Consider the following 23,514-nt stretch of genomic DNA (forward strand, 5'->3'; position numbering starts at 1 on the left):
ATATCGAGAAAAGGCCGCAGCTTAAAAAACACTCTTTTTTTATTGTCTACTTGACAGGGTTATGTGCAAATAAAACACTCTTTTTCAAGTGTCCTAACTACAGGTACCAGTTTAATTAGCATCTTTTATTTTTTTTTCTAATTGTTCAATTCGTTCCTTTAATTCTGTATCTCTTTCTTTTGATTTATAATTAACGTATCGCAGAAGACTTAATAAACCGCCGAACATTCCTAAAATACTCCAAGTACCAGCATCCATGTTTAATTACTCCTTTAGTAAGGTTTTGAGGAATAAAAGTAGGTAGTATAGCTTTTAAGTAGAATCACCTATTTTATTTGATTGCCAAAGTTAATATAGAATATATGTTTATTCCTATAGTTCAATGTTCTCATGAGATCGCTTTTAAAAATAGGACTTACTTTTCAGGAAAATATGTGTATAATTGTAATGTTTACTAAATCCAGGTAGTAATAACTAGATTGGCATCCATATCAAATAATTAAAAAGCGGTTAAGTTGCTTGAAGATTGAATAGGGGCCATTTTTTTAAGATTCAACTGAGTGAAAATATTTTAGGAGCTTTACCCGAAAATGATTATTTATATTCAAGTGGTGCATCTTTCGCTACAGCTTATGTAACGGGAGTAGCGGCATTAGTATTAAGTGAATTTGAAGATATTAGTAGTAATGACTTGGCTGAAATACTTAAAATTAGTAAGAAACCATTAACGAATGCTAGCTCAGATATTTATGCTAAAAAAGCTCTTGAAAAAGCAAAAGTAAGGGGAAAATAATTTTATTAGGGAATGATATCATGTTTTTTTTACTTATCATGATGGGACTTTGCTATCTGCAATATAAGATTGTTAAAAAATCCACTATACTTGTAGGGGTGCAATTGCCTGTTATTTTTAGTATTACTTACATTGTTCTAAACTTCGATTCTTTTCATTTATACGTGCTGTTTTTTTGTATAATCCTCTGGTTATTATTCTTTTGGAAAATGATTAATATTAAAAGATAATGCTTTTATATTAACGCATGAATGGCAGTGGGGGTCCCTGCCATTTTTTGTTGATAAGATAACTTTAGGAACTAATCTAGCTGAAATGGTAATGCGAAATTGAAAGGCGCGATAGTCGTGGTGATTTTACAACTATACTAATATACACCCATATTAAAAAATGACCGCTTTGCATAAGGGGGTTCTTGTTCGATTATTAAGCGGCGGAGGGCAATTCGCCTCCAGTTTTGTTTGTTGTTCTTGGGTGCATACAATATTTTTCTATTGGATGAACCGGAACGAAAAATTTATTCTAGTTTGATTTTTAAGTAAATGAGAAAATAAGCCGATGGGGTCAACCTGTCGGCTTATTTAAGATGGGGAAAATCTTACGGATGAATCGTCACCAATGTCCCGATCGGAACGATTTTCGATAAGGCTTCTACATCTCGGTTGTACATGCGAATGCAGCCCTTGGATACCGCTTTGCCGATTGAGCTTGGATCATTCGTTCCATGAATTCCGTAGTGTTCTTTTGATAAACTCATCCACATCGTTCCGAATGGGCCTCCAGGGTTGGGGGCCTTATTGATGATGATGAACTGACCTACTGGTGTTCCGTACAATATCCGGCCTACCGCGATCGGGTATTGTTTTTGGAGGGCGCCATTGTTCAGTAGCTTTAGCGTGCGGTTGTTAATGGAAACATCAATCTGATATGGAATGGAATCAGGTGGGGGGAAGCCGGGTATTACGATTGCTTGGCCTGGGTATATGACGTTAGGGTTTATGGTCGGGTTAGCAAGGATGATCGAAGCTAGCGATGTTCGGTAGTCTTTGGAAATCTGACCTAGCGTTTCCCCTTTCTTAACTGTATGAATCATGTAATCACTCCATCGGTTATCGTCGTCGTTACATTGTATGTGAAGGGGAAGAAGTGTTTCGTGCCGGTTGTATATTCTTTGGAGGATGCCTTGTCCCTAGGATCACGGGGGCCAACTGTTACGTGTTTTTAATAAAACGTATTCGTTCAGTAAATAAGCAGAAAAGAAACCGACATGAAGGATTGGTACAATGAGCTTTTATGGAATCGGATTTGATAGTGAAAGAGGGGGATTTTGGTGGAGGAGCATGTGAAAAAGGCGTTAGTGGATTGGAATGAAGAGATCAGTGCCGTGCTGAATGAGATCGAAAAGGAATATGAGGGCGTGAAACGTGAGCTTCAGGTTTATTCCTACAAATTCAATATTACGAAGCAGGTTGTCCAATCGACCATTAATGATGAGATTATCCGCAACATCCGTGAGCTGTATCATAAACCGTTTGAGCAAAAGCTGAACGAGTTGAAACAATCAATAAAAGAGCTGGAGGAAAAAAGGAAGGTTTTCCAAATGTTCGTTGATAAGATTGCGAAGGTTAGTGAAAAAGAGGAAGGAAAACCGCAAGCTTCCGTCATCTAAGCCCTATACATAAAGTTGGCCACCTATATGCCCTCGCGACGCTGATTTACCTTGTTTCTGTTTACATAGGGCACCAACATGGGTATCATGCTAGAAAAAAGGAAAGTAGGGTATATGATGTGGAATGCGGTCTTTTGGGGAGGGGTTTCAGGCTCAGCTGTCCTGCTTGGTGCACTTGCGGCCATCTTGATTCCGATCAAGAAAAACATCATTGGTTATATTATGGCATTTGGAACGGGGGTATTGATCGGGGCGGCTGCTTATGAGCTGCTTGCTGATTCGGTGCATGATGGCGGACTCTGGGCAACGGCGATCGGATTTATTGCAGGAGCTGCCGTGTTTACGGTCTTGGACTTCCTTGTTTCCAAAAGAGGTGCCGATTCACGGAAACGGTCCAATAAAAGCTCGACAAAGGAAGCCGGCTTAGCGATTTTCATTGGGACGGTGATGGATGCCATTCCGGAGTCGATCATGATTGGCGCCAGCCTCTTAGGCGGTGGCTCGGTAAGCTGGCTGTTGGTGATTGCCATCTTCATCAGTAATATTCCCGAGGGGCTTTCAAGTACGACGGGCTTGCTCAATAGTAACTATTCCAAAAAGAAAATCATGCTGCTATGGTTTTCCGTACTCGTCATCTCGTCTTTATCGTCGATGGGCGGCTATCTCTTTCTCGACCATGCCCCGGAATATGTGATGGCAGCGATGGCAGCCTTTGCGGGCGGCGGGATCATTGCCATGATTGCGTCAACGATGATGCCCGAAGCCTATGAGGACGGAGGCCCGATCACCGGGATATTCACCGCTGCCGGCCTGCTCATCTCTTTGATTCTTGATTCAATGTAACCAAAAAAGTGTGAAGTCCCCTTGGACGGAAAGGGGGCTTTTTGATGATACATAGGAGAAATAAGGAATCTATCGTTAAAGAGTAATTCCGGGTGTTAAAATAGCCCATCAAAACATACATTTAAATAATGAGATGTAGCGGGATTTTAGACATGGGGGAGATGAGATGGAGTGATGAGCTTCGAGATGCAAATAGCGAATATGCTCGCTGATCAAATCAAGGGTTTTATTGAATTCGTCCAAAAACAACATGAAGATAAGAACAATATCTTTTGTGTACATATAGATAAGTTGTATCAGTTGAAGCTGCTTGTCGAGGAGTTTAAGTTTCAAGTATGGGCAGATGAACTTAAAAGGATCAATCGGTACACCTGGGATGAAAACTACACGCATTTATTGGTTGATAGATTCAGAAAAGGATATATCATCATCGAAGAATATGTAGGAAATAACTACGATGATTTATTCATTTTTACCGCCAGACTTCACACATTGAACAGCCTTAGCTTGACATTTTGCGATCAGGAATGAAGAAAAGAGGCGCAGATAGTTGTCTGCGCCTTTTTTGCATGTTCGAGGTTATTTGTTAACCGTAGTGATATATTGTTTGACCACTTCATAAACGTATCCTTGATTGGCAGTTGCTGTATTCGGGTTATATTTACCGCCATTCACTTTATTATTGGATAGCACCCGTATCCCTAGGAAGGGAACATCGTAAGCTTTGGCGATTTGTGCGGCGGCGGCGCCTTCCATCTCTTCTACAGATGTATCATAATTCTTATGGAACCACTTAATCCGATCGACTTCATTATTCCAAACGTCCGCTGAACCGATCGTACCATCGACAACCTTACCTTTTGTGTACGTATCCTTAACGGCATGTGCGGCTGCAAGTAATTCCTTATCTCCCTCGTAGAAGCGTGGCTTTTCAGCATTAGGGTCTTCTCCAGCACTTCCTTCAGAAGCCATTAAGTCCATCGGCTTCCATATAGTTGGGTCGATGCCTTCGTTTTCAGCTTTATCGGCTGTTTTTAATGAACCGAGGTTTGTCGTTCTTTTTCCTAACACGATATCAAAAACGTTTAATTCTGGATCATGTCCGCCGGAAGTTCCTTGATTGATGATGGCGATGGGATTATATTTTTCAATGGCAATTGCTGTCGCGGCAGCGGTATTTTCCATGCCTTTACCTGTTTTCGCAACGATTACCGGATAATCATCTAAAGTTCCGATGTAAAAAACGAAATCCCCTGATTTTTCTTCCTTTACATTTTTCAATCTTTCTGCGAAATGTTCAGCTTCGATTGGCATGGGACCTTGAACCATGATGGGCCTTTGCGCCTTTTTTTCTGCTGTTTCTTTTTTCGGTGCAGAACTGCAAGCTGCCATCATCGAAACTAACAGTAACGTAAGAATTCCTACTATCGTGTACTTTTTCAACAAGTTGTTTTTCATAGTAATCTCCCCTTTATATTGGATGCACTCGCAGGTTTGATCTGAAAGAAAAAAGCTCCAGAACGGCAGAATGATTCTGCCTTCTAGAGCTACGAAAGTCAAAGCATCGATAATAAAGCAACAATGAAGATATTGCTAGATCATTAGCTGCTCGAATAAGACGAGCAGAAGAATACTTTAACTCGTAGTCCAGTTCTTTCAGGCGGGAACCAGGTAGAAACGCTCAGACCATATTTCCGAGCATATACGAGTAATGATTGTTGGGTTTTTGCTTTTTTAATATAACAAACGAACAGTAAAGAATCAATGAAAAAGTGAACATTTATAATAAAAACATTATTTAATATTCGTATTTAACTTATTTTTTTCTTAAAAACCACTAATTTCTTCATTTTCGGTAGCTTTTTATGTGTGTGTGAATCTCTTTAAATAATGAACGAAAAGCAATATGGAGAAACTCAAATCAGGATTTTCTTTTTTAAATGAGGAGGAATATATGGTGAGGAATAGAGGGTCAATCATCTTAAAGGTAAAAGATAAAGTAGCCTTGATTAGAAGATGTAGAGAAGGGACTGCTTATTATGTCTTCCCAGGCGGAGGGATTGAAAAAGCTGAAACGCCTGAACAAGCTGCAAAAAGGGAAGCCTTTGAAGAATTAGGAGTTAAGGTGGAGGTTAAAGATTGCCTGGCAATTGTTCATTTTAATGGGATTCAGTACTTTTTCTTAGGAGATATCATTGAAGGGGTACTCGGTACGGGAAATGGAGAAGAGTACAAAGACAGCTTAAGAGGAACATATCAGCCTATGAAAGCCTATGTGGGTAAAAATAGAAGACCTCTCCTCGTTAGATGTTCGGCCAAAAGAAGTAGCCGAAAAAGTGCTATCGTTGTCTAAAACACAACCAATTAAAAGAAATAGGTGCTAAAAAGAGCCGCACCTATTTTGTGACCAACCATAAAAACAGAGCTAAAGCGATCATTGAAGAGAAGCTTCCTAGCACGGCTTTCCACTTTGATGAAGCGTTTACCCATATAAAGACGCTATTCACTATCTATCATATGGCGCTTCCCGTTTTCAACCATGTGATTGCAAAAATCGGTTCGAGCCATAATAGTGCGAAGCTGAGTGCAAGTAAGCCGTATGTAGCGGCAAAACGCTTGCTCGCGAAATCAGTTCTAAAGTCATTTCTTTCTTCTTCCGTCATCTTTTTATAGCTCCGCCACATCATCAAGGCTGGAATCCCAATAAACAAAACCAATTGTACAATGGCAACTATTTTCATGACTTCCTCCCGAATTTCTCATTACCTTCCATATACGTGTGTTTCTGGTTAACGTTTCACGATTTATGAATTGAGTGGAAGTACGGAGGAAGGGGGTTAGGATACAAGTAGTGTGCAAAATGCTATGTCAGTCTTCGTCATGATCAACTGTTATCACGACATTTCCCTTTTTATGTCCTTTTTCCACATATCGATGAGCTTCGGGAATTTGCTCGAGTGGGTAGCATTTATCGATGACCGGTTTTAGCTTTCCTGTTTCGATGAGCTCCTTGAGGTAAAGTAAATCTTCGGTAAGGATTTTGGCTATTCCTTGGCCCTCCACTGACACGTATCTTCCATTTGAAGCTAGAGCTTTTTTGCAGCTGGCTTTGGAGCTTTTTCCAACTGCATCAAAAATGATATCGTATCGCTCTGGGCTTTTCGTGAAGTCTTCTTCGGTATAATCGATGAGTTTGTCGGCTCCGAGCGATTTCACCAGTTCAAAATTAGCGGCACTGCATACGCCGGTAACCTCTGTTCCAAAGCATTTGGCAAGCTGTACCGCTGAAGTCCCTACAGCTCCGGAAGCCCCGTAGATGAGGACTTTTTGTCCAGCCTCGATTTTGGCTTTTCGGAAAAAGTGAAGCGCTGTTGTTCCTCCAAATGAAACGGCGGCCGCCTCCCTGTAGGATAGGTTCACCGGTTTCATGACAACCTCCCCGTCTTCAGGCAAGCAAATGTACTCGGCATAAGCGCCGAAATTCATGCCTGTCATCGCAAAAACGTCGTCGCCGTTTTTGAATTTTTTCACCATTGATCCCGTTTCCGCAACGATTCCGGCTAATTCCACGCCAAGTATGGATTTACGCGGTTTTCTAATTCCGAGGAAGATTCGCATCGGGAGCCAAAGCAAAAAGGGGCTATTGAAGCTGCGGACCCTTACGTCCCCGGAGGCTACTGTTGTCGCATGTATCTTTATGAGGATTTCGTTGTCCTTAGGAGTGGGTTTTTCCACCTCCTTGAGCTCCAGTACATCTGGTGAACCGTATTTTGTGCATACCATTGCTTTCATAGCGAGTCTCCTTAGTATTCGAATCAATCCTTTAATCTTATGATGGAGGCTGGTATACATGCTGAAAAGCAGTGAATTTCGTCGATGAAATTCACTGCTTTTCATTTATGAGGAAGGTCACATTGTACGATTTGCTTTCCTTCCTCCAACAGCTTCAATAGCTCTTTCAAGGCGTACGATTGGTAGGCGTCTTTTTTGGTGATGACTCCCAGTTTCCAGTAAAGCTCCGAGTTTTTTAGCGGGATGATTTTTACGTTTTCGTTCGTTTGCTTATGATAAATCGATCTGGGCAGGAGGGTGATGCCGAGCTTGGATGAGACGAGCTCGATGATTAAATCCCATTGTGAGCTTTGGTATGAGATGTCCGGGGTGAATCCGTCCTTTTCACACGCCTGAATAATGTAGTCATGCAAGGTAAAACCCTCTGCAAAAAGGATGAATTTCTCATCCTTCAATTCAGCTAGAGAGACAAAGGCTTGCTGGGCGAGCCTGTGTTCATCATGAAGGAACAAAACGAATTCATCTTCAATGAAGGGGGAGATATTGAAGGTAGCATCACTCGCTGGCAATACGACGATGCCGAGATCGATTTGGCCGTCTTCGACAAGCTTGCCGATCAGCTTGGCTCCAAGCTCCACCAACTGAAGGGTAACCTTCGGATAACGTTCTTGAAAGCTGCGGGCAATTTCCGGAAAAAATAAGGTGCCGATAAGCGGCGGGATGCCGATTTTGACTTCGCCTGTTGTAACCTCCCTCAGGTCATCGAGGAGTACGTTCAATTCCGATAAGGCCGCAAAGGCTTTTAGGCTTTGCTGATAGACAATTTGACCGGCATCGGTAAGGCGTAAATGTCTAGTTGATCGGTCGAATAGTTCGACACGCAGTTCTTCCTCGAGTTTTTTGACGGCTTTACTCAAGGATGGCTGTGTTAAATAAGAATTTGCTGCGGCATTGGTAAAGCTTTTATGAAGGACTACCTCCGTGAAGGATTTTAAGTCTCGAAATTCCATCTCTTTATCGCTCCTACTTATTCGCGATTTGCATGAATTCTATTCTTTTTATTCATTTTACTTATAAATATAGTGGATGTAAACTATATGAGAATTAAAAAAGCAAGTATATATTACCCTATATCAAAAAAACATTCTCTTTGCTAGTAGAATACGTAAGAAGTTCATAGATATACTCTTAACTTATTGCTTGTCTTGTTCAGCTTACTAGGGACACAGTCAAGGAATCATTTTAAAAATATGTTGGCATAATAAAAAGAGGATGTTCTGATATAACATTTTCAGGGGTGAAACATCAAGGGGGAACTAGGATGGAAAGCAAAACGATTGATATCACCAAGAAAAGAGGTGATTTCGAGTGTTAAGTATTGTTATTGGCTTAGTATTGTTGATGGCTTTAGCTTATCTGGGATGGTCCATAATTTGGGTAGCTCCATTAGTGGCTGGAGTTGTAGCATTAATGAGCGGACTAAATGTATTTGATACGTATACAGGAACGTATATGACCGGTTTGGTCGGATTCGTTCAGAAATGGTTCCCTATCTTCTTGCTCGGAGCGATTTTCGGGAAGTTGATGGATGAAACGGGCGCAGCGAAATCAGTTGCTAAAAAGGTAACACAGTTAATTGGTAAAAAGAGAGCAATTCTTGGGGTACTTATCGCTTCAGCTTTATTAACATATGGTGGCGTTAGTTTGTTCGTTGTCGTGTTTGCAGTTTATCCTATCGCACTTGCTTTATTCAAAGAAGCAAATGTTACGAGAAGATTATTGGTACCTACTTTCGCTCTTGGGGCCTTTACTTTTACAATGACGGCAATACCAGGTACTCCACAAATTCAAAACCTGATACCGATGGAGTATTTTCACACGACTCCTTCTTCTGGAATGATTATCGGGATCGTCACTTCACTAATTATGGCTGTTGGCGGGTATTTTTGGTTAGCTTATAGACAAAAATCCCTGTCTGCCAAAGGTGAGGGGTTCATAGAAACGGATGAATCCGTTAAGGATTCGGATGAAGATGAGAAAATTCCAAATTGGATTTTATCGTTGGTTCCGCTTATTATTGTTGTCGTATTACTTAACGTCGTAAAATTGGAACCGATTTATGCTTTAATATTAGGTGTTCTGAGCATAATGGTCATTAATATCAAGGATTATAAAAGGTTCGTTTTCTCTGTTAACGAGGGAGCAAAAGGTTCAGTGATGGCAATCCTGAATACTAGTGCTGCTGTTGGATTCGGAGCTGTCATTCAGGCGACACCTGCTTTTGATAACGTAACTTCTTGGCTGCTTAACATTTCAAGCAATCCATTAGTTGCAGAATCGCTTGCCGTCCAGATCATGGCAATCATTACTGGTTCCGCTTCAGGCGGTATGGGGATTGCGCTCAATGCTCTTGGCGACACGTTCTACAGCTTGTCCCAATCTACGGGAATTAGCCCGGATGTATTCCATAGAATGGCCGCAGTTGCCTCAGGTGCATCCATTTTCCCTAATAATGGAGCGCTGTTAACACTTTTAGCGGTTACAGGGTTAACACATAAAGAAACATATAAGGATGTATTCATGGTAGCATTCATCATCCCGACAATTGCGATGATCGTCGGTATTATCATGGGTGCCATCGGAATCGTCTAATAAAAAAATGTTCAGTAGGAGGAATTTATCATGGTTGAAAATAAAGTCGTCATCATTACAGGTTCTGCTCGCGGTATTGGATTTGAAATAGGTAAACATTTCGCTCAAAGCGGTGCCAAGGTCGTTCTTTCCGACATCAACGAAGAAATGGTAAAAGAAGCGGCTGAGTCCCTTAAAGCAGAAGGCTTTGAATCAATCGGTATCAAAGCTGATGTAACGAACGAAGAAGATATCGTAAACATGGTGAAAGAAGCTAAAGAAACATTTGGTTCGGTAGATATCGTCATTAACAATGCTGGGTTACAGCATGTATCACCAATCGAGGACTTCCCGACTGCTAAATACGAATTGATGATCAAAATCATGTTGACAGCACCGTTCATGTTAACTAAAGCCGTATTCCCGATCATGAAGGAACAAGGTTTCGGCCGCATCATCAACGTATCTTCCATTAACGGAGTCATCGGCTTCGCAGGTAAAGCGGCGTACAACAGTGCGAAACACGGAGTCATCGGTTTAACGAAAGTTGCTGCTTTGGAAGGTGCAGAGCACGGGATTACGGTCAATGCTTTATGCCCTGGCTATGTTGATACTCCACTTGTTCGCGGACAAATGGCAGACTTGGCGAAAACACGTAATGTTCCGATTGAGGATGTATTGGCAGAAGTCCTTCTTCCATTAGTCCCTCAAAAACGTCTATTGGATGTTAGTGAAATCGCTGATTATGCCTTGTTCTTGGCAAGCGATAAAGCGAAAAGCGTAACAGGTCAAGCTGTTGTCATCGATGGCGGCTATACAGCTCAATAATAACTAACGTATAACAAACTGAAGGTGAACCTTTCTGTCAAACTGAAATTGACAAAGAGGTTCACTTTTGGCGTATATTTGACTAATTTGGCGTAATTTTTCAAAGTTGGATTAAATGTGTTAGGGGGATTTACATGGACTTACTGATAATTCTACTGTCGCTTGGTCTGCTAATGTTCGCAGCCTATCGCGGTTATTCCGTTATTTTATTTGCACCAATCTTTGCACTTTTACCGGTTTTTTTGATTGATCCGAGTAACGTCTTACCCTTCTATTCAGGGGTATTCATGGAAAAGATGGTCCTATTCATCAAAAACTATTTTCCCGTCTTTTTATTAGGTGCCATTTTTGGGAAAATCATTGAAATGTCGGGAATCGCCGAATCAATTGCCAAGACGATCGTTCGCTTGATCGGTGCCAAACAAGCGATGCTGACGATTGTTCTTTTAGGTGCAATTTTAACTTATAGTGGAGTGAGCTTGTTTGTTGCGGTATTCGCCATTTATCCTTTTGCCGTCCAATTGTTCAAGCAAGCCGATATTCCAAAAAGGCTGATGCCGGCCACCATCGCCCTTGGTGCATTCACGTTCACGATGGACGCTCTGCCGGGCACGCCGCAAATTCAAAATGTCATCCCTACGTCCTTCTTTGGTACGGACATTTATGCCGCCCCGATCCTTGGCATCATCGGAGCCATCTTTGTCCTATCGGTCGGCCTGGCTTATTTGGAGAGCCGTAAGAGACGCGCCAAAAAAGCGGGAGAAGGCTATTACGGCACGCCGGAGGAAAAACAGGCCGCCGCTGAATCGGAACAAGGCGAGCCAGTTCCAGATTTACAAACCAATCAATCTGTTTTACGGCAGATATTAGCATTCGTTCCCCTTGCATTAGTGGCCCTCATGAACAATTATCTGTCCAAGGCGATACCGAAGTGGTACCCGAATGGATTTGATTTTTCGGCAATCGGACTTGAGGCCTACTCCGTTGATGTAGCGGCCACTTCCGCCATCTGGGCGGTTGTCATCGCCTTGGTAGTCGGCATCATCACCGCCCTTGCCTATGATTGGAAACGAGTGACGAAAAACATGAAAGAAGGCCTGAACACCAGTATCGGCGGATCCTTACTTGCCGTCATGAACACAGGATCCGAATACGGCTTTGGCGGAGTCATCGCTGCCCTCCCAGGATTCGCAAAAATCAGTGATGGCATATCCGGCGTCTTTTCCAATCCGCTTGTCAATGGCGCTGTCGCCACCAGTGCACTCGCAGGCATAACGGGATCCGCATCAGGCGGAATGGGAATTGCCTTAAGCGCAATGGCCGACAAATACAATCAAGCCATCGCCGCGGCCAATATCTCACCCGAAGTCATGCACCGAGTCGTCGCCATGGCATCAGGCGGCATGGACACCCTTCCGCATAACGGAGCAGTCATTACCTTACTTGCCGTCACCGGATTAACACACCGACAATCGTACGGCAGCATCTTCATGATCACCATCATCAAATCACTGGCAGTCTTCGTCGTCATCGCTCTCTACACGTGGTTCGGCATCGTCTAAAGACGAAACCGAGTAAAGCACGAGATGATGAGAAAACGTCCGAATTAGAGTAAAGCACGAACTCACGAATAAAAGTGCCAAACTCACGAATAAAACGGCCAAATTCACGAATAAAACGGCCAAACTCACGAATAAACGAGCCGAATTCGCGAGTAAACCCCAAAAAAAGAGCCCATACGATAAGATATGGGTTCTTTTTTTATGAATTTTGATTAATCTGTATAGTTAAATTTCTGGACAAGGTTTTTTTGTTTAATCCATTTCGCTTAGTTTATCCATGTGGCTGGCGATCATGGCGATGATGGTGCTTGCTTCTTCCCTGCTGAATATGAAGTTGGTTTCATCCTTCAATAGGTCATCATTTGCTGTTCGGATCCGATTGATCCGCTTTAGTACGCCATCACCGGTTTCCTGGACGATTCCGAATTGATAGGTGACTTCCACTTCATTTTCCTTGCTATAAGCGGTTACTTCCGGTGTTTCCCATTCAACATCAATTTCGTAAGTCACGGTATCTTCATTTTCTTCAAATCCATCAGCATCGTCTTCATAATCGGTTTCTTCCATGTAGTCATGAAAGCCTTCGTGGACAGCATCAACGATTTCTTCAATATCCGCTAAAATCACTCTGCTGATCTGCCCTAATTCAGGCTCGAAGGACTCGAGATAAAATTCTTGATTATGCGGATCGAAAAACACCGAGGCGAAATGATCCCTTTCGTTGTCATCCAGCTCTGTATAAAATTCGATGCGTGGATGCTTCGCTCCGCGCTCCACGATCATGCTGCCATTGCTGTCATATTCGTCGCATATCGAAGTAAGATGATCCTGCAATTCCCCGCTTATTCGGTCGAACCATTCTAGTGTCATAACTGATCCACTTCCTTTCACGATTATTATTTCCATTTAAAAGCGAACATATTGTTCCAGTTAAAGCCAAATGCCGAATTCTTTCATAAGGCAACGTTCAAGATGATGCTACTTTCCGCTCCAAAATGTTTATATAGAGTGTGAAAGGAGGTGAAAAACATGGCTGACCAAATTCCAGTATCCAGTACGCTTCGGGTGGATTTTGAAACGGGGATAAATGAAAAAGGATCCATCGCCTTCAAACGCAGAACCTTCACGAACATCAGGATCGAGGCAAATGCTGATCAGTTGTTTTCAACAGCTGCTGCCATTGCCAGTGTGCAGAATTATCCAATGGGCGAAGTGACCAGGGTCGATACGTATTCGTTGATTGGCTAAGTGGTGTATAAACGGTCCGGAGGGAGGTGATGTCAAGTGGCTAAAGTGTTGGAAATGATATTCGAGACTGCGGAAGGCAAATCAGCGACGATTGCCGTTGAAAATCCGAAGCATCCTGTTCATGTAAATACGATTAAACTGGCAATGGAACAATTGATTGCCGGAAATGTCTTCGTTTCGGCTTCGGGAGGATTCGTCGGCGTGAAGGGCGCACGACTTGTTGAGCGGAATGTCGAGGAGTTGGAGCTCGGCTAACGTATAGCGTCGTGCATCCTTTTAGAGTTCACCCCTAGAAGGTGAGGTGAAGAAAGTGGATCAAATCCTGCCGTTTGTCAGTGATATTGGGTTTCCGATCATCGTAACCCTTTATTTGCTTCATCGAATTGAAACGAAACTGGATACCTTGAACGAAACGCTTGTAGAGCTGCCAGATCGCCTGCGAGAGGGGATTCCAAAATCAGGATAAAGAAAGTGGAAAGCATCATGAGTGGTAGCATTCATGATGCTTTTTCGGCGAAAAAATGAATAGACATATAAAATCGCCGTTAAATGGATACAAGACTTTCCTCATTTTTTTAGGTTAATGAACGTGGCAGCACATTGCAAAGTGTGCTCGGAGTGCAAAGTGGGTAAAGAAACAAGAAGAGATACACCTATAAAAGGAAGAGGTGTTGAAGTTGTTGATGTCTCATTATGCATTTCCACGCTTAAAACTAGGCGCAGTTACCATCAAGCCCCGGCATACATTGCTAGCTCTCGGGATAGCTGGCATCGCTTGTCTCGTTTCACATAAGAGACTGCACCGGGCCGTAATCAAGACGACGTCCTTGATGTGCAAGATTGAGCGGAAAGAGGCTGCCATAATGCTTGTCTGGCGAGATGATGCACACTTCTACCGGGTATTTAGAGACCTACAGCTGATATATAGCGGAGCGGAGCCTTATGTAGCAGAAGAAGGACTGACAGCTGGAACGCTTTATACGTATACAATCGAGAGCATGGATGAAGGGAAACGCGTCTTGAACCGAATGAAAATACAGACATCGACGACTACAGACAATAAGAAAGAGGATAATATCCTTCTGGATCTGGTCTTCACCACGATTGTAGCAAAGGGCCAAATCAGCCTGGAATGGGAGCCGATAAAAGGAATAGAGGAATATATGATTTACCGGAACGGCGTGAAGGTCGGGAGGGTGAAAGGATGTTCCTTCCATGATCGGAGTATTGGTGAGAACCAAGAATACACATATACGATCAAAGCGAGGCGTCCCCTTCCGCGTTCCGAACAAGAAACATATGCCGTAAAATCCCTTTTGGCGAGTATTGTTGGAGCTTTTAAAAAAGGATCTTCACTAGAACAGGCAGCGATTGAGGAAATAACGAACACCAAGAGGGTAGGACAGGTGAAACAGCTATTGCAGTCGGTTGAGGAAAGCCAAATCGATCGTAAAAAGCAAAGGAATTGGCAGCTTCGCTATACCACCTTTTTACCGGAGGAGTGGCTGAAGAACCCGAACCTTGCTTCCAAGGTTCCTTATTTTAAAGGAGACAATCGGAGTTTCGATCCTGAATCACCCCGCTACAGAACCAGGGTTGATGTGACGATCCAGGAAAAGGAGAAGGCTGCGGAAATCGAATTTTCCAAAGCGGTCGGAAAAAGTGAGGCGTACGATAAGGATCGCGTCTTTCTTGAAGAAGGTGTGGCATCAGACGAAGACATTATAGTGAAACATGTTTTATCCAATAAAGAGAAAACGACGATTCAACTGACACACTCTGTTGGCAATCCAATCATCCTTTCTCCTGCCGTCGATTATAAAGTGATCGGAACCTTTTACCGTAATGGCGAAATCAATATCGCCGGCTATCATGACCAAGCACCCCATCATGAAATATATCTAAAGGAGACGGATGACCAAGAGTGGGAGACGCTGCATCTGGCGAAAAGTAAAGGTCTTGAAATGATGGCCCGCCCAACGGCCAATCATTTATGGAGGTACTCCACTTTTACCCAATGAAAAGGACAACGAGCAACTGATGGCTCATTGTCCTTTTTCTTTCCTATAAAAAACGCTTCCGAACATTTGGTGATGGCAGCATACAACTCTCTGCCTTCTTTCCGAACCATTTATACCGGTTTCTGGCAATGAAGTCATAAACGATATTCCGGATGAAGCTTGGAACGATGATGAAACCGTAACACAATTTCCATGCACCTTGCAGCCCCCGGCAAATCCTCAAGGCGGCAGACGATTTATAATAGGCCTGATCCTTCTCGATCAGCACGATGCTATCCATGTCTGCAGGAACATCATACTTTTTCAGCAACTCCTGCCCCGCCTCGCTTTGGAGCGAAGCGTAATGAAAAAGCCCCTTCGGATCCCGCTTAATGATGAACTGCACGCTCGAATCACAAAAGTTACATTCCCCATCAAATAAAATGACCGAATTCATGAACATTCCTCCTATAGAGAGACGTTTATCAAACTCATGCTTCTATCATACACTACCCGTTCTGGTAAGGCGAAAACGTAAGGAGGTTGATGAATACATATTAACTTATCATAGCTGAAGTACAGCAAGTTCATCCATTTTAATCGGACTTAAAAACAAATTCTATACGTAACAGAAAAAAATACGGAAACTAGCTACTCTGTTTAAACTATTCATAAAAATATACAAATTTTAAATGAATAAGTAATATTACCCTGTTTTAGGAGGTATATGGTTGATTTTAATCAAAAGTCTGGTAGTATAGTACTTTGATTCATGATTTAAAGAAAATATTGGAAAGAGGTAAAGGGAATGGAAATTAAAATCAAAAGAAAAAGTAAATTATTTAAAATCACCGCGACTTGTGCTTTCGCTGCAGCTGTATTATGTACAGTTCCGAATTCATCGTTTGCCGCAGAGGGTGGTTGGACTGAAGGGAAAGGCAGTTGGATTTCAACGAATTCCCAACAAGTTTCAACGTATGCAGCAGCGTCTAAGCCGCAAAGTCACAAAGCTACAATTGAGACGCAAACTAAAAGTACATACGTAGCTAAGCGTGTTGTCGCACGTACGTCCTGGAAAGGCGTTCATCATTATTCAAGAGCAAGATTTGAGGGAATGTTTGGGGTTCAAGGAGATAGTTATAGAGTATACGGCACAGGTTCAACTGTAGCTTATAGTAAGTATATTGATCCAGTCGGAGCAGTTGCGAAGACTTACTGGGGCAAAAAATAGATAAAGATTAGGAGATGGTCTTTTGACCATTTCCTATCTTTATCCTATGTTATAAATTATGAAAAAATATCATTTTTTCACTCCCGAGTATATGATTTATCTTCTTCTTTTACATTTGTGCTGTATGGCTATTGGTTACTTCTTATCTTATATCGATAAAGTCAATATGGTTAACAATGGTTATGTTAATAGCAATTCCATATCGTTTACAACGCAAAAGCCGCTATTTCCTATTGTAGTAGATCAAGATAATTATTTGTTATATCAATCACATCCTGAATCTCCTAATCTTAAACATGTTGTATTGAGTGGAAACGTTCTTCTCCCTCCTATACATTACTCTGAGAAATATGATGTATTCTCTACTAACAAGAAGGTAGCGATTATTGGAGAAGATGTGTCAAAGACAAATGTGCCAAATGATTATCAGGTTATTGGAATCTTTGCTTATTCAAATTCCTACAAACTAAACCATGATATTTGGCTAATATCCAATGTAAATCATATGAATACGAAAAACGGCGGATTTTTTACGTTCAGCAGTCCCGAAAAGGATGTTGATAAAATTTTAAAAAAGAATGTAACGATAAGTTCCATTCAAGAAATAAATCTTGATGATTACGGTACATATTCTGTAAGTTCAAATAAAACGGTCATCTTTTCGTTAAAAATAGGGCTGATCTTTCTAACTGTTATTTTTATTTTTGTTGGTTCCAATTGGGTGATAAAAGATCAATCTATTTTCAGGGTCCTGTATTTATCAGGTAAAGATATTTTTTCTGTGTTTTTTACTGTTTTACAATATAAATTAGCGCCATACATTTTTTTAACAGCAGTATTTGTTACTTTAGATTATTTATTTAACAAATATTTTCATGTCTTTTGGTCTGATTTGTGGTTAATTTCTATAAGGTACCTCTTAATTGGCTGTATTCTCTACTTAATTGGTTTTAGCTTGATTATTATCATTTACTCTACACAAAGAAAAGGTGGAAACAGGTTTTGACTCTGTTTTGGATATTATTTAAACAAAATCGATTTTTAAATGTATTAATACTGCTGATCGCTATCTTGTTTTTTTTCTTAGTTTTAATTTTAGTCGTAAATATGAATCAGGCTAGCATTGAAACACGGACTGTTTCAAACTTTGAAGGCAAGAATGTCTATCAGCTATCTGATGATTTAGTTAATGATAAAGAAATTAGCTTTTTTTCTAGTGGCGAGGGTTATGACACCTTAAGTAAGTTCAACAATAAACTATCAACTTCTTCAAAGTTTATTACCTACACAGCTAACTGGCAGCCAATCGAATTGGCGGATTTTAAGGGAGATCGTTCCTTTGATCCTAATTATCAGTATGGAGATGAACCGAACCCCACTATCAAGCTAAATGGCCATGTTTATACGAGAGTTCTCTCATTACAGATTAATGATTCTGTATTCGATATGAACGCCCTGCAAGTAACGAAAGGAAGAAAGTTCACCAAGAAAGAGTACATATATAATAGCAATACGAATGAAATTCCTGTCATACTAGGGAATGATTATTCCCGTATGTATAAGCTCGGTGATAATCTGAATATTTTAGTTTATGGAAAAGAATTTAAAGGTCAAATCATAGGTTTCTTTGGACCATCACAAAAAATAATGACCGCAAACGAGCCAGAAGTAATGTTAGACAAATATATTATATTGCCAGCGTTAACTTTCAAAACAAAGGTTTCGAATTATTTACCGAAAGATCCTGATGCGCAAGTGTTCTTTAGTGCTACATTATATGCTACAGCCAATAGTCTATTAATTACAGAAGCTTCACCTCTAGAAATCAGAAAAGATATGGAGCATATCTCCAAATACTCAGGTTTCGAAGATTTTCAAATCATTGGTGCAAATGGTATCGCTATCGACACTTTATTCAGTATGACAAAAGCAAATCTTACACTTATTTATCTGGCAATTGCGATCACTTTTTTAATAGCTCTTTGTGCATATACGTTTATTCTTTATTCGAAAGTGAAGAGGAATATAGATACTTATTCTGTTTTACTTATTAGCGGTGCCAATATGGATTATATAAAAAAATCCATAATAGCAGAATTTTTGTTGATTAGTACGGTTGGCATCATCGTTCCAGTAATCCCATTTGCATTATTGCTAGGTGGATCATTCTCATTTTTGATTAATTATCTTTTTGTTAGCGTAATCTTTTTAATCATCATGTTGATAATCATCCAAATACTCGTTAAAAAAGTATATGCTAAAGTTGATATCGTTCAACAGTTAAAGAGGTGAGTCAATGTCTAAAATCATGTTAAGTAACCTATCTAAATCGTATAAAAACAAAGCTATATTCCATAATGTTAATGTATCAGTAGAATCAGGGGAAATGATAGCTATTAAGGGGAAAAGTGGAGTAGGAAAAAGCACGCTTCTTAATATTATTGCAGGGCTGGAGACAGTTACCTCTGGAACTTATCGATTGGATGACATGGATATGGAAAAAAAGAATCTATATCAACTAGCTCGAGTAAGAGGAGATCGTATTGGTTATATTTCGCAATTCAGTCCGATGATCTCTAAGTTAACGGTTTACGAAAATATTTGTATTCCATTCATCTTCGATAAGAAAAACCCAAAATTAGAAGAAGCAAAAATGAAAAAAATTGTGGAGTTAAGTAAATGGTTTGAGGTCTATCATTTATTAAATGAAAAAATCAAAAAATTATCTGGGGGAGAAGTTCAAAGAGTAGGAATTATTCGTTCAATAATAAGCAATCCTACGTTAATCGTTGCTGATGAACCAACGGGTTCGCTGGATGACGAAACAACATCAATCATATTAAAATTCTTCCAAGAGACGAAATCTAATGGAACGACCATTATATTGGCAACACATAGTCAATTGGTAGCTGCTCATAGTGATGTTGTTTATAATATGACAAAAGAAGGACTTCATATAGTATAGATGAATTTATATAAAGTAGGTTTCCTGGGCTTCATCCAGGGAACCTTTTTGAGATGCTGTGAGATTGGGGTTTTCAAGACGGATTAGTGGACCTAGCTCACAGGGCTAAACTCTCTTATAGAATAATCAGGTGCGTTAGCTGAAGGTCGAAGCTGTTCTTGCTCACTAGCACCCTAGATGTTAGCAAATGGCTCGGCTCAGCGGTACAACCTTGTAAGGCCCGCGGATACAACCGACCTTTAATTATCATTACAAATCAAATCGTTTGGCAGCGATCTGATGTTTTATTGTTTGTATGATAATAATAACATGAAAAGAACAAATGTTCTAGTATTTAAATGTAAAAAATTACACTTTTTTGAATAAATAGAGAGGTGGTTCCGTTTTGAGATAAAGTGTTTTCAAGCTGTACAAGAATGAAGTGTTATAATTATCTGACAATAAAGGTAATCATCATCGGATTAAAGTGTTATCCACGAAACTAGCAGCGGAATTTTTAAAAAGGAGGCGGACTATGACACAGTACATGTATATAGCGTCACCAATGAGATTGCCAAATGGTTCATTCGGGTCGAAACCCTTGTCTTCGGAACAACCTAATGTCTTCATAAACGAATTGGATTTCATCGGTTTATATTTTGATAATAATTACGATAGCAGATTGAAACGAAAGATTTCATATAGTCCGCACTTCTCATTCGATTACCAAGTAGCCGCCTATTCAAATCACATCCCCTTAGGACTTGAATATAAGGGAACAGCGGAAGAAGTCAAATGCTTAACAATACTTTATGCTTATTTAAATGAAGCCCTTAATGCTAGTGGTGTAGTAGAGTACTTTACTTGTTTGAGTGGCAAAGAGCATTCTGCACTTTCCAACAAACGAAACATGTGCTGGGTGGATATTAAAGACCCTTATGATCTAGTCTTAGAAGATCTTGAGTTTTGGGTCATAACCTTGTAAAGTTAAAAACTTGATAATGGCGCTACTTTACTTCCTAATGTCAAGCTGCATGAAGTTTTACGTTAAGTGAGGTTTAGTGATTTCATCCAGTGCAAAAAAGAGTATGGCACAAATAATCGCCGGTATAAACAAGCCTGGCATAATAAAGTATGTAATCAGTCCAAAACCAATATGAATGAATCCAGATAACCAGATGCGAATCGCGAAAAATCTTATTGAGATAAGTTCAGCCAAAAGTGAGGCTGGTAAGCCGTATATGAAATTTCCCATCACGCTATAAAAAAGCACAACAATCATAGAGGATAGGGTATCACCGGTTAACGTAGATGAAGGTTCATCAAAAGCCGAGAGTAGCAATAGTCCGATTGTAAAGCTCAATGAGGAGTATAATGCCACTTTAATTTTTCTGAATTTGTCTTTGAACAGAAGCTTCCTTATCGCAGGAAAGTAAAGCGCTATCGTTAAAACGGCAAGTAAGGCCTTGATCATTATCGGTGTAGTGGAAACAAGTACGATTAGCAACAACATCAGCATGGAGAAAACAAGCATATAAGAATTTCCTTTTATCATACATACCTCGAGCCTTTTTAGCTTCATTCTACAATATGACGACGTTGATTGGAATGAGATACATGTTAATCATTTGCTTCCAGCATAGAATGTAAACCGGATTATGAGTGTGGTTCATAAAAAGTTTCTAATGATTATTGTGTCATTATCCTAATTACAACATAAAGTGAAGTAACCCATTTAATTATTCCCTCTAAAACAAATAAGGAGATGTTTCTTTTGTCAAATTGTGGTCATGAATCAAATTGTGGTTGTGATAATGGTGTTGGTGGATTTGGTGGCGGTTTCGCTTTTATAGTCGTTTTGTTTATTCTTTTAATCATTGTTGGAGCGGCTTGTTTCGGCGGTGACGGAGGTGGTCATGGCGGAGGTCATGGCGGCAATCAAGGATATGGCGGTTACTGCTAAACATTATAAAAAAGCCGACCTTTAAAATGGTCGGCTTCTTTTATGCTTCATTTTATAGCTTATTTATCGTGAAGTGAGCTTTATGACTGAATCAATAATTTCAGCCCAGTCTTCACGATGAATTTCATGCCCTGATCCATTAAGAGTCACTAATTCAGCATGAGGGATCGCTTTCGCAAGAGCAAGTCCATGCTCGTATGGCAGAGCTGGATCTTCTGTGCCATGAATGATGAGGACAGGTACGGAGATCTCACCCATTCTGTCATAATATTCGTCCCCGCCAGCAAGCATGGCATGATTGAATCTGCTACGTAGCTGTATGGCGCGGTTCGCCTCTCTTTTTGCCAGTTTATACATTCTTTCCTGCTCATAAGGTTTGGTACCGGCTAACGTTTTCCATCCATCCGCAAGAAATGCGATGACCGCATCCCGATTTGACCAATCTATGGAAGCGCTCTTTGCATGATGATCCAATATGCTTTGGTCCATTGGAGGCAGTTTTTCCATGACAGTCCCGAACACACTGGATGCAATTAGCGTAAGCGTAGTTACGCGTTCCGGATATCTTAAGGCAAGAATCTGGCCGATCATACCACCTAGGGACATGCCAACGATAGAAGCATGCTGTATGGAATAAGCGTCCAGGACACCCACGGCATCGTCAGCCAAATCCGTTATTGTATAGTTGGAGGTACCGGGTTCATAAACGGTGGACCGTCCGAGATCCCGATGATCGTAGCGAATGACAAACCTCCCCGAATCAGCGAGACGGAGACAGAAGTCCTCATCCCACCAGTCTAATGACGACATCGCTCCCATGATCAATAAAACAGCAGGGTCCTTACGGTTTCCAAAACTTTCTGTACATATATCCACTTTATTTATTTTCAGCATCTGTTCACCCATGTTTTTAACCTCCGTATTAAATATTATCTAATGGTCGTTACCATGGCGCAGATCAATAAATACGTTCCGGAGCATGATTGGCCTGCGCTTTTCATTATCGCAGCCTAACCCACTTAATAATCATAACGAGGCCTCCTTTTACATTTGGAAAATGGGAAGTATCCCTATAATACTGTAACATGTGCGGATTTTTTGCACCACCAAAATTTACCACATTTACACAAAAACAGAAAAACCCGAATAAAGAGCAGCTTCATTCGGGTTTTTCCTATTATTGAGCTGTATATCCGCCATCCAGCACAACTGCCTGGCCTGTGATGCCCCGTGCTTTGTCGCTTGCGAGGAAAATGGCGTAGTCGGCAATTTCACTTACATCGAGCAAGCGGTTTTGTGGAACGAGTGGATAGATGACTTCTTCCAAAACATTTTCCAGTGGTACTTGTCTTGTTTTCGCCAAATCCTCCAGTTGACCGCGGACGAGAGGAGTGTCGACGTATCCTGGACAAAGGGCATTGACGGTAATGCCAAAAGAGGCGCTTTCCAAGGCAGCGACCTTTGTTAATCCGATGACACCGTGTTTGGCACTATTGTAGGCCGCTTTGTTGGCAAATCCAATTAGACCGTTAATGGAAGAGATGTTGATGATCCTGCCGAAGCCTTGTTCTTTCATGATGGGCAGAACGTTTTTGATCGCGACGAATGGTGCGGTCAGCATGATTTTGATCATCAGCTCGAATTTTTTGGTTGGAAACTCTTCTATAGGAGCAACATGCTGAAGGCCGGCGTTGTTAATGAAAATATCAATTCGTCCATATTTGTCCTTAGCTTGTTGGATCAGCTGGATAATGTCGTCTTCACTTGTTACGTCCGCTTTTAAGCCGATAACGTCCAAGCCTTTGTTCCTTAAATTTAACGCCGCTGATTCAACTGTGTTTGCATCAAGATCGGACAAAACGACCTTTGCGCCATTTTCAGCAAAAATCTTTCCAATTTCAAAGCCAATTCCTCTAGCAGAGCCAGTAATGATCGCCACTTTATCTTTAACCATCTTACATTCCTCCAATAAAAATGTAATGGTCCAGATCTGTCATTTTATATCGGGAA

General features: G+C 40.9%; 29 protein-coding genes and 1 riboswitch. Of the genes, 18 read left to right on the plus strand and 11 right to left on the minus strand.

Annotation, left to right across the window (positions count from 1 at the left end):
* Positions 1 to 111: 111 nt before the first annotated feature.
* Positions 112 to 258 (minus strand): hypothetical protein, encoded by a 147-nt coding sequence (locus ASU00_RS25370; protein ID WP_161809712.1) that lies wholly within the window; start codon positions 256 to 258, stop codon positions 112 to 114.
* A 268-nt stretch (positions 259 to 526) separates the two neighbouring features.
* On the opposite strand from ASU00_RS25370, the gene ASU00_RS08455 reads away from it, so the two are divergent.
* Complete coding sequence (locus ASU00_RS08455; RefSeq protein WP_057913030.1) at positions 527 to 793, plus strand: S8 family serine peptidase; 267 nt, start codon at positions 527 to 529, stop codon at positions 791 to 793.
* A 598-nt stretch (positions 794 to 1,391) separates the two neighbouring features.
* Here ASU00_RS08455 and ASU00_RS08465 read toward each other — a convergent pair.
* Positions 1,392 to 1,886 carry a L,D-transpeptidase family protein gene (locus tag ASU00_RS08465; protein WP_057913032.1) on the minus strand — a complete coding sequence of 165 codons (495 nt, stop codon included), beginning with the start codon at positions 1,884 to 1,886 and terminating at the stop codon, positions 1,392 to 1,394.
* Between the two features lie 237 nt (positions 1,887 to 2,123).
* Between ASU00_RS08465 and ASU00_RS08470 the strand changes: the two genes are divergently transcribed.
* From ASU00_RS08470 to ASU00_RS08480, 3 genes are all read left to right on the plus strand, one after another.
* The gene (locus tag ASU00_RS08470; protein ID WP_057913033.1) at positions 2,124 to 2,462 is read left to right on the plus strand and encodes a hypothetical protein; all 339 of its coding nucleotides are present in this window, start codon (positions 2,124 to 2,126) and stop codon (positions 2,460 to 2,462) included.
* A gap of 117 nt (positions 2,463 to 2,579) precedes the next feature.
* Positions 2,580 to 3,305: a ZIP family metal transporter gene (locus tag ASU00_RS08475; protein ID WP_057913277.1), complete on the plus strand. Its 726-nt coding sequence runs from the start codon at positions 2,580 to 2,582 to the stop codon at positions 3,303 to 3,305.
* Positions 3,306 to 3,479: 174 nt separating this feature from the next.
* The gene (locus ASU00_RS08480; protein ID WP_057913034.1) at positions 3,480 to 3,836 is read left to right on the plus strand and encodes a hypothetical protein; all 357 of its coding nucleotides are present in this window, start codon (positions 3,480 to 3,482) and stop codon (positions 3,834 to 3,836) included.
* A gap of 48 nt (positions 3,837 to 3,884) precedes the next feature.
* On the opposite strand, the gene ASU00_RS08485 is transcribed toward ASU00_RS08480, so the two are convergent.
* On the minus strand, positions 3,885 to 4,763 hold the full coding sequence (locus tag ASU00_RS08485) for a 5'-methylthioadenosine/S-adenosylhomocysteine nucleosidase (RefSeq protein WP_057913035.1): 879 nt from the start codon (positions 4,761 to 4,763) through the stop codon (positions 3,885 to 3,887).
* A 165-nt stretch (positions 4,764 to 4,928) separates the two neighbouring features.
* Positions 4,929 to 5,033, minus strand: a riboswitch (purine riboswitch).
* A 226-nt stretch (positions 5,034 to 5,259) separates the two neighbouring features.
* Between ASU00_RS08485 and ASU00_RS08490 the strand changes: the two genes are divergently transcribed.
* Positions 5,260 to 5,658 carry an NUDIX hydrolase gene (locus ASU00_RS08490; protein ID WP_236712667.1) on the plus strand — a complete coding sequence of 133 codons (399 nt, stop codon included), beginning with the start codon at positions 5,260 to 5,262 and terminating at the stop codon, positions 5,656 to 5,658.
* Between the two features lie 160 nt (positions 5,659 to 5,818).
* Here the strand turns inward: ASU00_RS08490 and ASU00_RS08495 are convergent, their stop codons facing one another.
* From ASU00_RS08495 to ASU00_RS08505, 3 genes are all read right to left on the minus strand, one after another.
* The gene (locus tag ASU00_RS08495) at positions 5,819 to 6,046 is read right to left on the minus strand and encodes a hypothetical protein (RefSeq protein WP_057913036.1); all 228 of its coding nucleotides are present in this window, start codon (positions 6,044 to 6,046) and stop codon (positions 5,819 to 5,821) included.
* Positions 6,047 to 6,173: 127 nt separating this feature from the next.
* Entirely contained in the window at positions 6,174 to 7,097 is a 924-nt protein-coding gene (locus ASU00_RS08500; RefSeq protein WP_057913037.1) for an NAD(P)-dependent alcohol dehydrogenase, read from the minus strand.
* Between the two features lie 101 nt (positions 7,098 to 7,198).
* Positions 7,199 to 8,107: a LysR family transcriptional regulator gene (locus tag ASU00_RS08505; protein ID WP_057913038.1), complete on the minus strand. Its 909-nt coding sequence runs from the start codon at positions 8,105 to 8,107 to the stop codon at positions 7,199 to 7,201.
* A gap of 358 nt (positions 8,108 to 8,465) precedes the next feature.
* Here ASU00_RS08505 and ASU00_RS08510 point away from each other — a divergent pair, with 358 nt between their 5' ends.
* The 3 genes from ASU00_RS08510 to ASU00_RS08520 all read left to right on the plus strand — a co-directional run bounded on the left by ASU00_RS08510 (position 8,466) and on the right by ASU00_RS08520 (position 12,118).
* Positions 8,466 to 9,749, plus strand: a complete 1,284-nt coding sequence (locus tag ASU00_RS08510; protein ID WP_057913039.1) for a GntP family permease — start codon at positions 8,466 to 8,468, stop codon at positions 9,747 to 9,749.
* Positions 9,750 to 9,779: 30 nt separating this feature from the next.
* On the plus strand, positions 9,780 to 10,556 hold the full coding sequence (locus tag ASU00_RS08515; protein ID WP_057913040.1) for a 3-hydroxybutyrate dehydrogenase: 777 nt from the start codon (positions 9,780 to 9,782) through the stop codon (positions 10,554 to 10,556).
* Positions 10,557 to 10,690: 134 nt separating this feature from the next.
* On the plus strand, positions 10,691 to 12,118 hold the full coding sequence (locus ASU00_RS08520) for a GntP family permease (RefSeq protein WP_057913041.1): 1,428 nt from the start codon (positions 10,691 to 10,693) through the stop codon (positions 12,116 to 12,118).
* Between the two features lie 252 nt (positions 12,119 to 12,370).
* Here the strand turns inward: ASU00_RS08520 and ASU00_RS08525 are convergent, their stop codons facing one another.
* Positions 12,371 to 12,988: a hypothetical protein gene (locus ASU00_RS08525; protein ID WP_057913042.1), complete on the minus strand. Its 618-nt coding sequence runs from the start codon at positions 12,986 to 12,988 to the stop codon at positions 12,371 to 12,373.
* A gap of 159 nt (positions 12,989 to 13,147) precedes the next feature.
* On the opposite strand from ASU00_RS08525, the gene ASU00_RS08530 reads away from it, so the two are divergent.
* The 4 genes from ASU00_RS08530 (at position 13,148) to ASU00_RS08545 (ending at position 15,387) form a co-directional block, all read left to right on the plus strand.
* Positions 13,148 to 13,366 carry a DUF1659 domain-containing protein gene (locus tag ASU00_RS08530; protein WP_057913043.1) on the plus strand — a complete coding sequence of 73 codons (219 nt, stop codon included), beginning with the start codon at positions 13,148 to 13,150 and terminating at the stop codon, positions 13,364 to 13,366.
* 36 nt (positions 13,367 to 13,402) lie between these two features.
* Positions 13,403 to 13,621 (plus strand): DUF2922 domain-containing protein, encoded by a 219-nt coding sequence (locus ASU00_RS08535; RefSeq protein ID WP_057913044.1) that lies wholly within the window; start codon positions 13,403 to 13,405, stop codon positions 13,619 to 13,621.
* 46 nt (positions 13,622 to 13,667) lie between these two features.
* Positions 13,668 to 13,832: a YvrJ family protein gene (locus ASU00_RS08540; RefSeq protein WP_330219527.1), complete on the plus strand. Its 165-nt coding sequence runs from the start codon at positions 13,668 to 13,670 to the stop codon at positions 13,830 to 13,832.
* 217 nt (positions 13,833 to 14,049) lie between these two features.
* A complete protein-coding gene (locus ASU00_RS08545; RefSeq protein WP_236712682.1) occupies positions 14,050 to 15,387 on the plus strand; it encodes a DUF3238 domain-containing protein in 1,338 nt (445 codons plus the stop codon).
* Positions 15,388 to 15,430: 43 nt separating this feature from the next.
* Here the strand turns inward: ASU00_RS08545 and ASU00_RS08550 are convergent, their stop codons facing one another.
* A complete protein-coding gene (locus tag ASU00_RS08550) occupies positions 15,431 to 15,823 on the minus strand; it encodes a thiol-disulfide oxidoreductase DCC family protein (protein ID WP_057913047.1) in 393 nt (130 codons plus the stop codon).
* A gap of 351 nt (positions 15,824 to 16,174) precedes the next feature.
* On the opposite strand from ASU00_RS08550, the gene ASU00_RS08555 reads away from it, so the two are divergent.
* From ASU00_RS08555 to ASU00_RS08575, 5 genes are all read left to right on the plus strand, one after another.
* Positions 16,175 to 16,597 carry a hypothetical protein gene (locus ASU00_RS08555; protein WP_057913048.1) on the plus strand — a complete coding sequence of 141 codons (423 nt, stop codon included), beginning with the start codon at positions 16,175 to 16,177 and terminating at the stop codon, positions 16,595 to 16,597.
* Between the two features lie 58 nt (positions 16,598 to 16,655).
* On the plus strand, positions 16,656 to 17,603 hold the full coding sequence (locus ASU00_RS08560; RefSeq protein WP_057913049.1) for a hypothetical protein: 948 nt from the start codon (positions 16,656 to 16,658) through the stop codon (positions 17,601 to 17,603).
* Positions 17,600 to 18,889: an ABC transporter permease family protein gene (locus ASU00_RS08565; RefSeq protein WP_057913050.1), complete on the plus strand. Its 1,290-nt coding sequence runs from the start codon at positions 17,600 to 17,602 to the stop codon at positions 18,887 to 18,889. The genes ASU00_RS08560 and ASU00_RS08565 overlap by 4 nt, the downstream gene beginning before the upstream one ends.
* A 4-nt stretch (positions 18,890 to 18,893) precedes the next feature.
* Complete coding sequence (locus ASU00_RS08570; RefSeq protein ID WP_057913051.1) at positions 18,894 to 19,562, plus strand: ABC transporter ATP-binding protein; 669 nt, start codon at positions 18,894 to 18,896, stop codon at positions 19,560 to 19,562.
* Between the two features lie 514 nt (positions 19,563 to 20,076).
* The gene (locus ASU00_RS08575) at positions 20,077 to 20,526 is read left to right on the plus strand and encodes a hypothetical protein (RefSeq protein WP_057913052.1); all 450 of its coding nucleotides are present in this window, start codon (positions 20,077 to 20,079) and stop codon (positions 20,524 to 20,526) included.
* A 57-nt stretch (positions 20,527 to 20,583) separates the two neighbouring features.
* Here the strand turns inward: ASU00_RS08575 and ASU00_RS08580 are convergent, their stop codons facing one another.
* Complete coding sequence (locus tag ASU00_RS08580) at positions 20,584 to 21,096, minus strand: hypothetical protein (protein ID WP_152983712.1); 513 nt, start codon at positions 21,094 to 21,096, stop codon at positions 20,584 to 20,586.
* Between the two features lie 219 nt (positions 21,097 to 21,315).
* On the opposite strand from ASU00_RS08580, the gene ASU00_RS26780 reads away from it, so the two are divergent.
* Complete coding sequence (locus ASU00_RS26780; RefSeq protein ID WP_282435720.1) at positions 21,316 to 21,504, plus strand: YjcZ family sporulation protein; 189 nt, start codon at positions 21,316 to 21,318, stop codon at positions 21,502 to 21,504.
* 63 nt (positions 21,505 to 21,567) lie between these two features.
* Here the strand turns inward: ASU00_RS26780 and mle are convergent, their stop codons facing one another.
* Together mle and ASU00_RS08595 are read right to left on the minus strand one after the other, a co-directional pair.
* Positions 21,568 to 22,410, minus strand: coding sequence for an alpha/beta fold macrolide esterase (gene mle, locus ASU00_RS08590; protein WP_057913055.1), 843 nt, complete (start codon positions 22,408 to 22,410; stop codon positions 21,568 to 21,570).
* Between the two features lie 271 nt (positions 22,411 to 22,681).
* On the minus strand, positions 22,682 to 23,458 hold the full coding sequence (locus ASU00_RS08595) for a 3-hydroxybutyrate dehydrogenase (RefSeq protein WP_057913056.1): 777 nt from the start codon (positions 23,456 to 23,458) through the stop codon (positions 22,682 to 22,684).
* Positions 23,459 to 23,514 lie beyond the last annotated feature (56 nt).

Source organism: Peribacillus muralis (assembly GCF_001439925.1).
Lineage (GTDB): Bacteria > Bacillota > Bacilli > Bacillales > DSM-1321 > Peribacillus > Peribacillus muralis.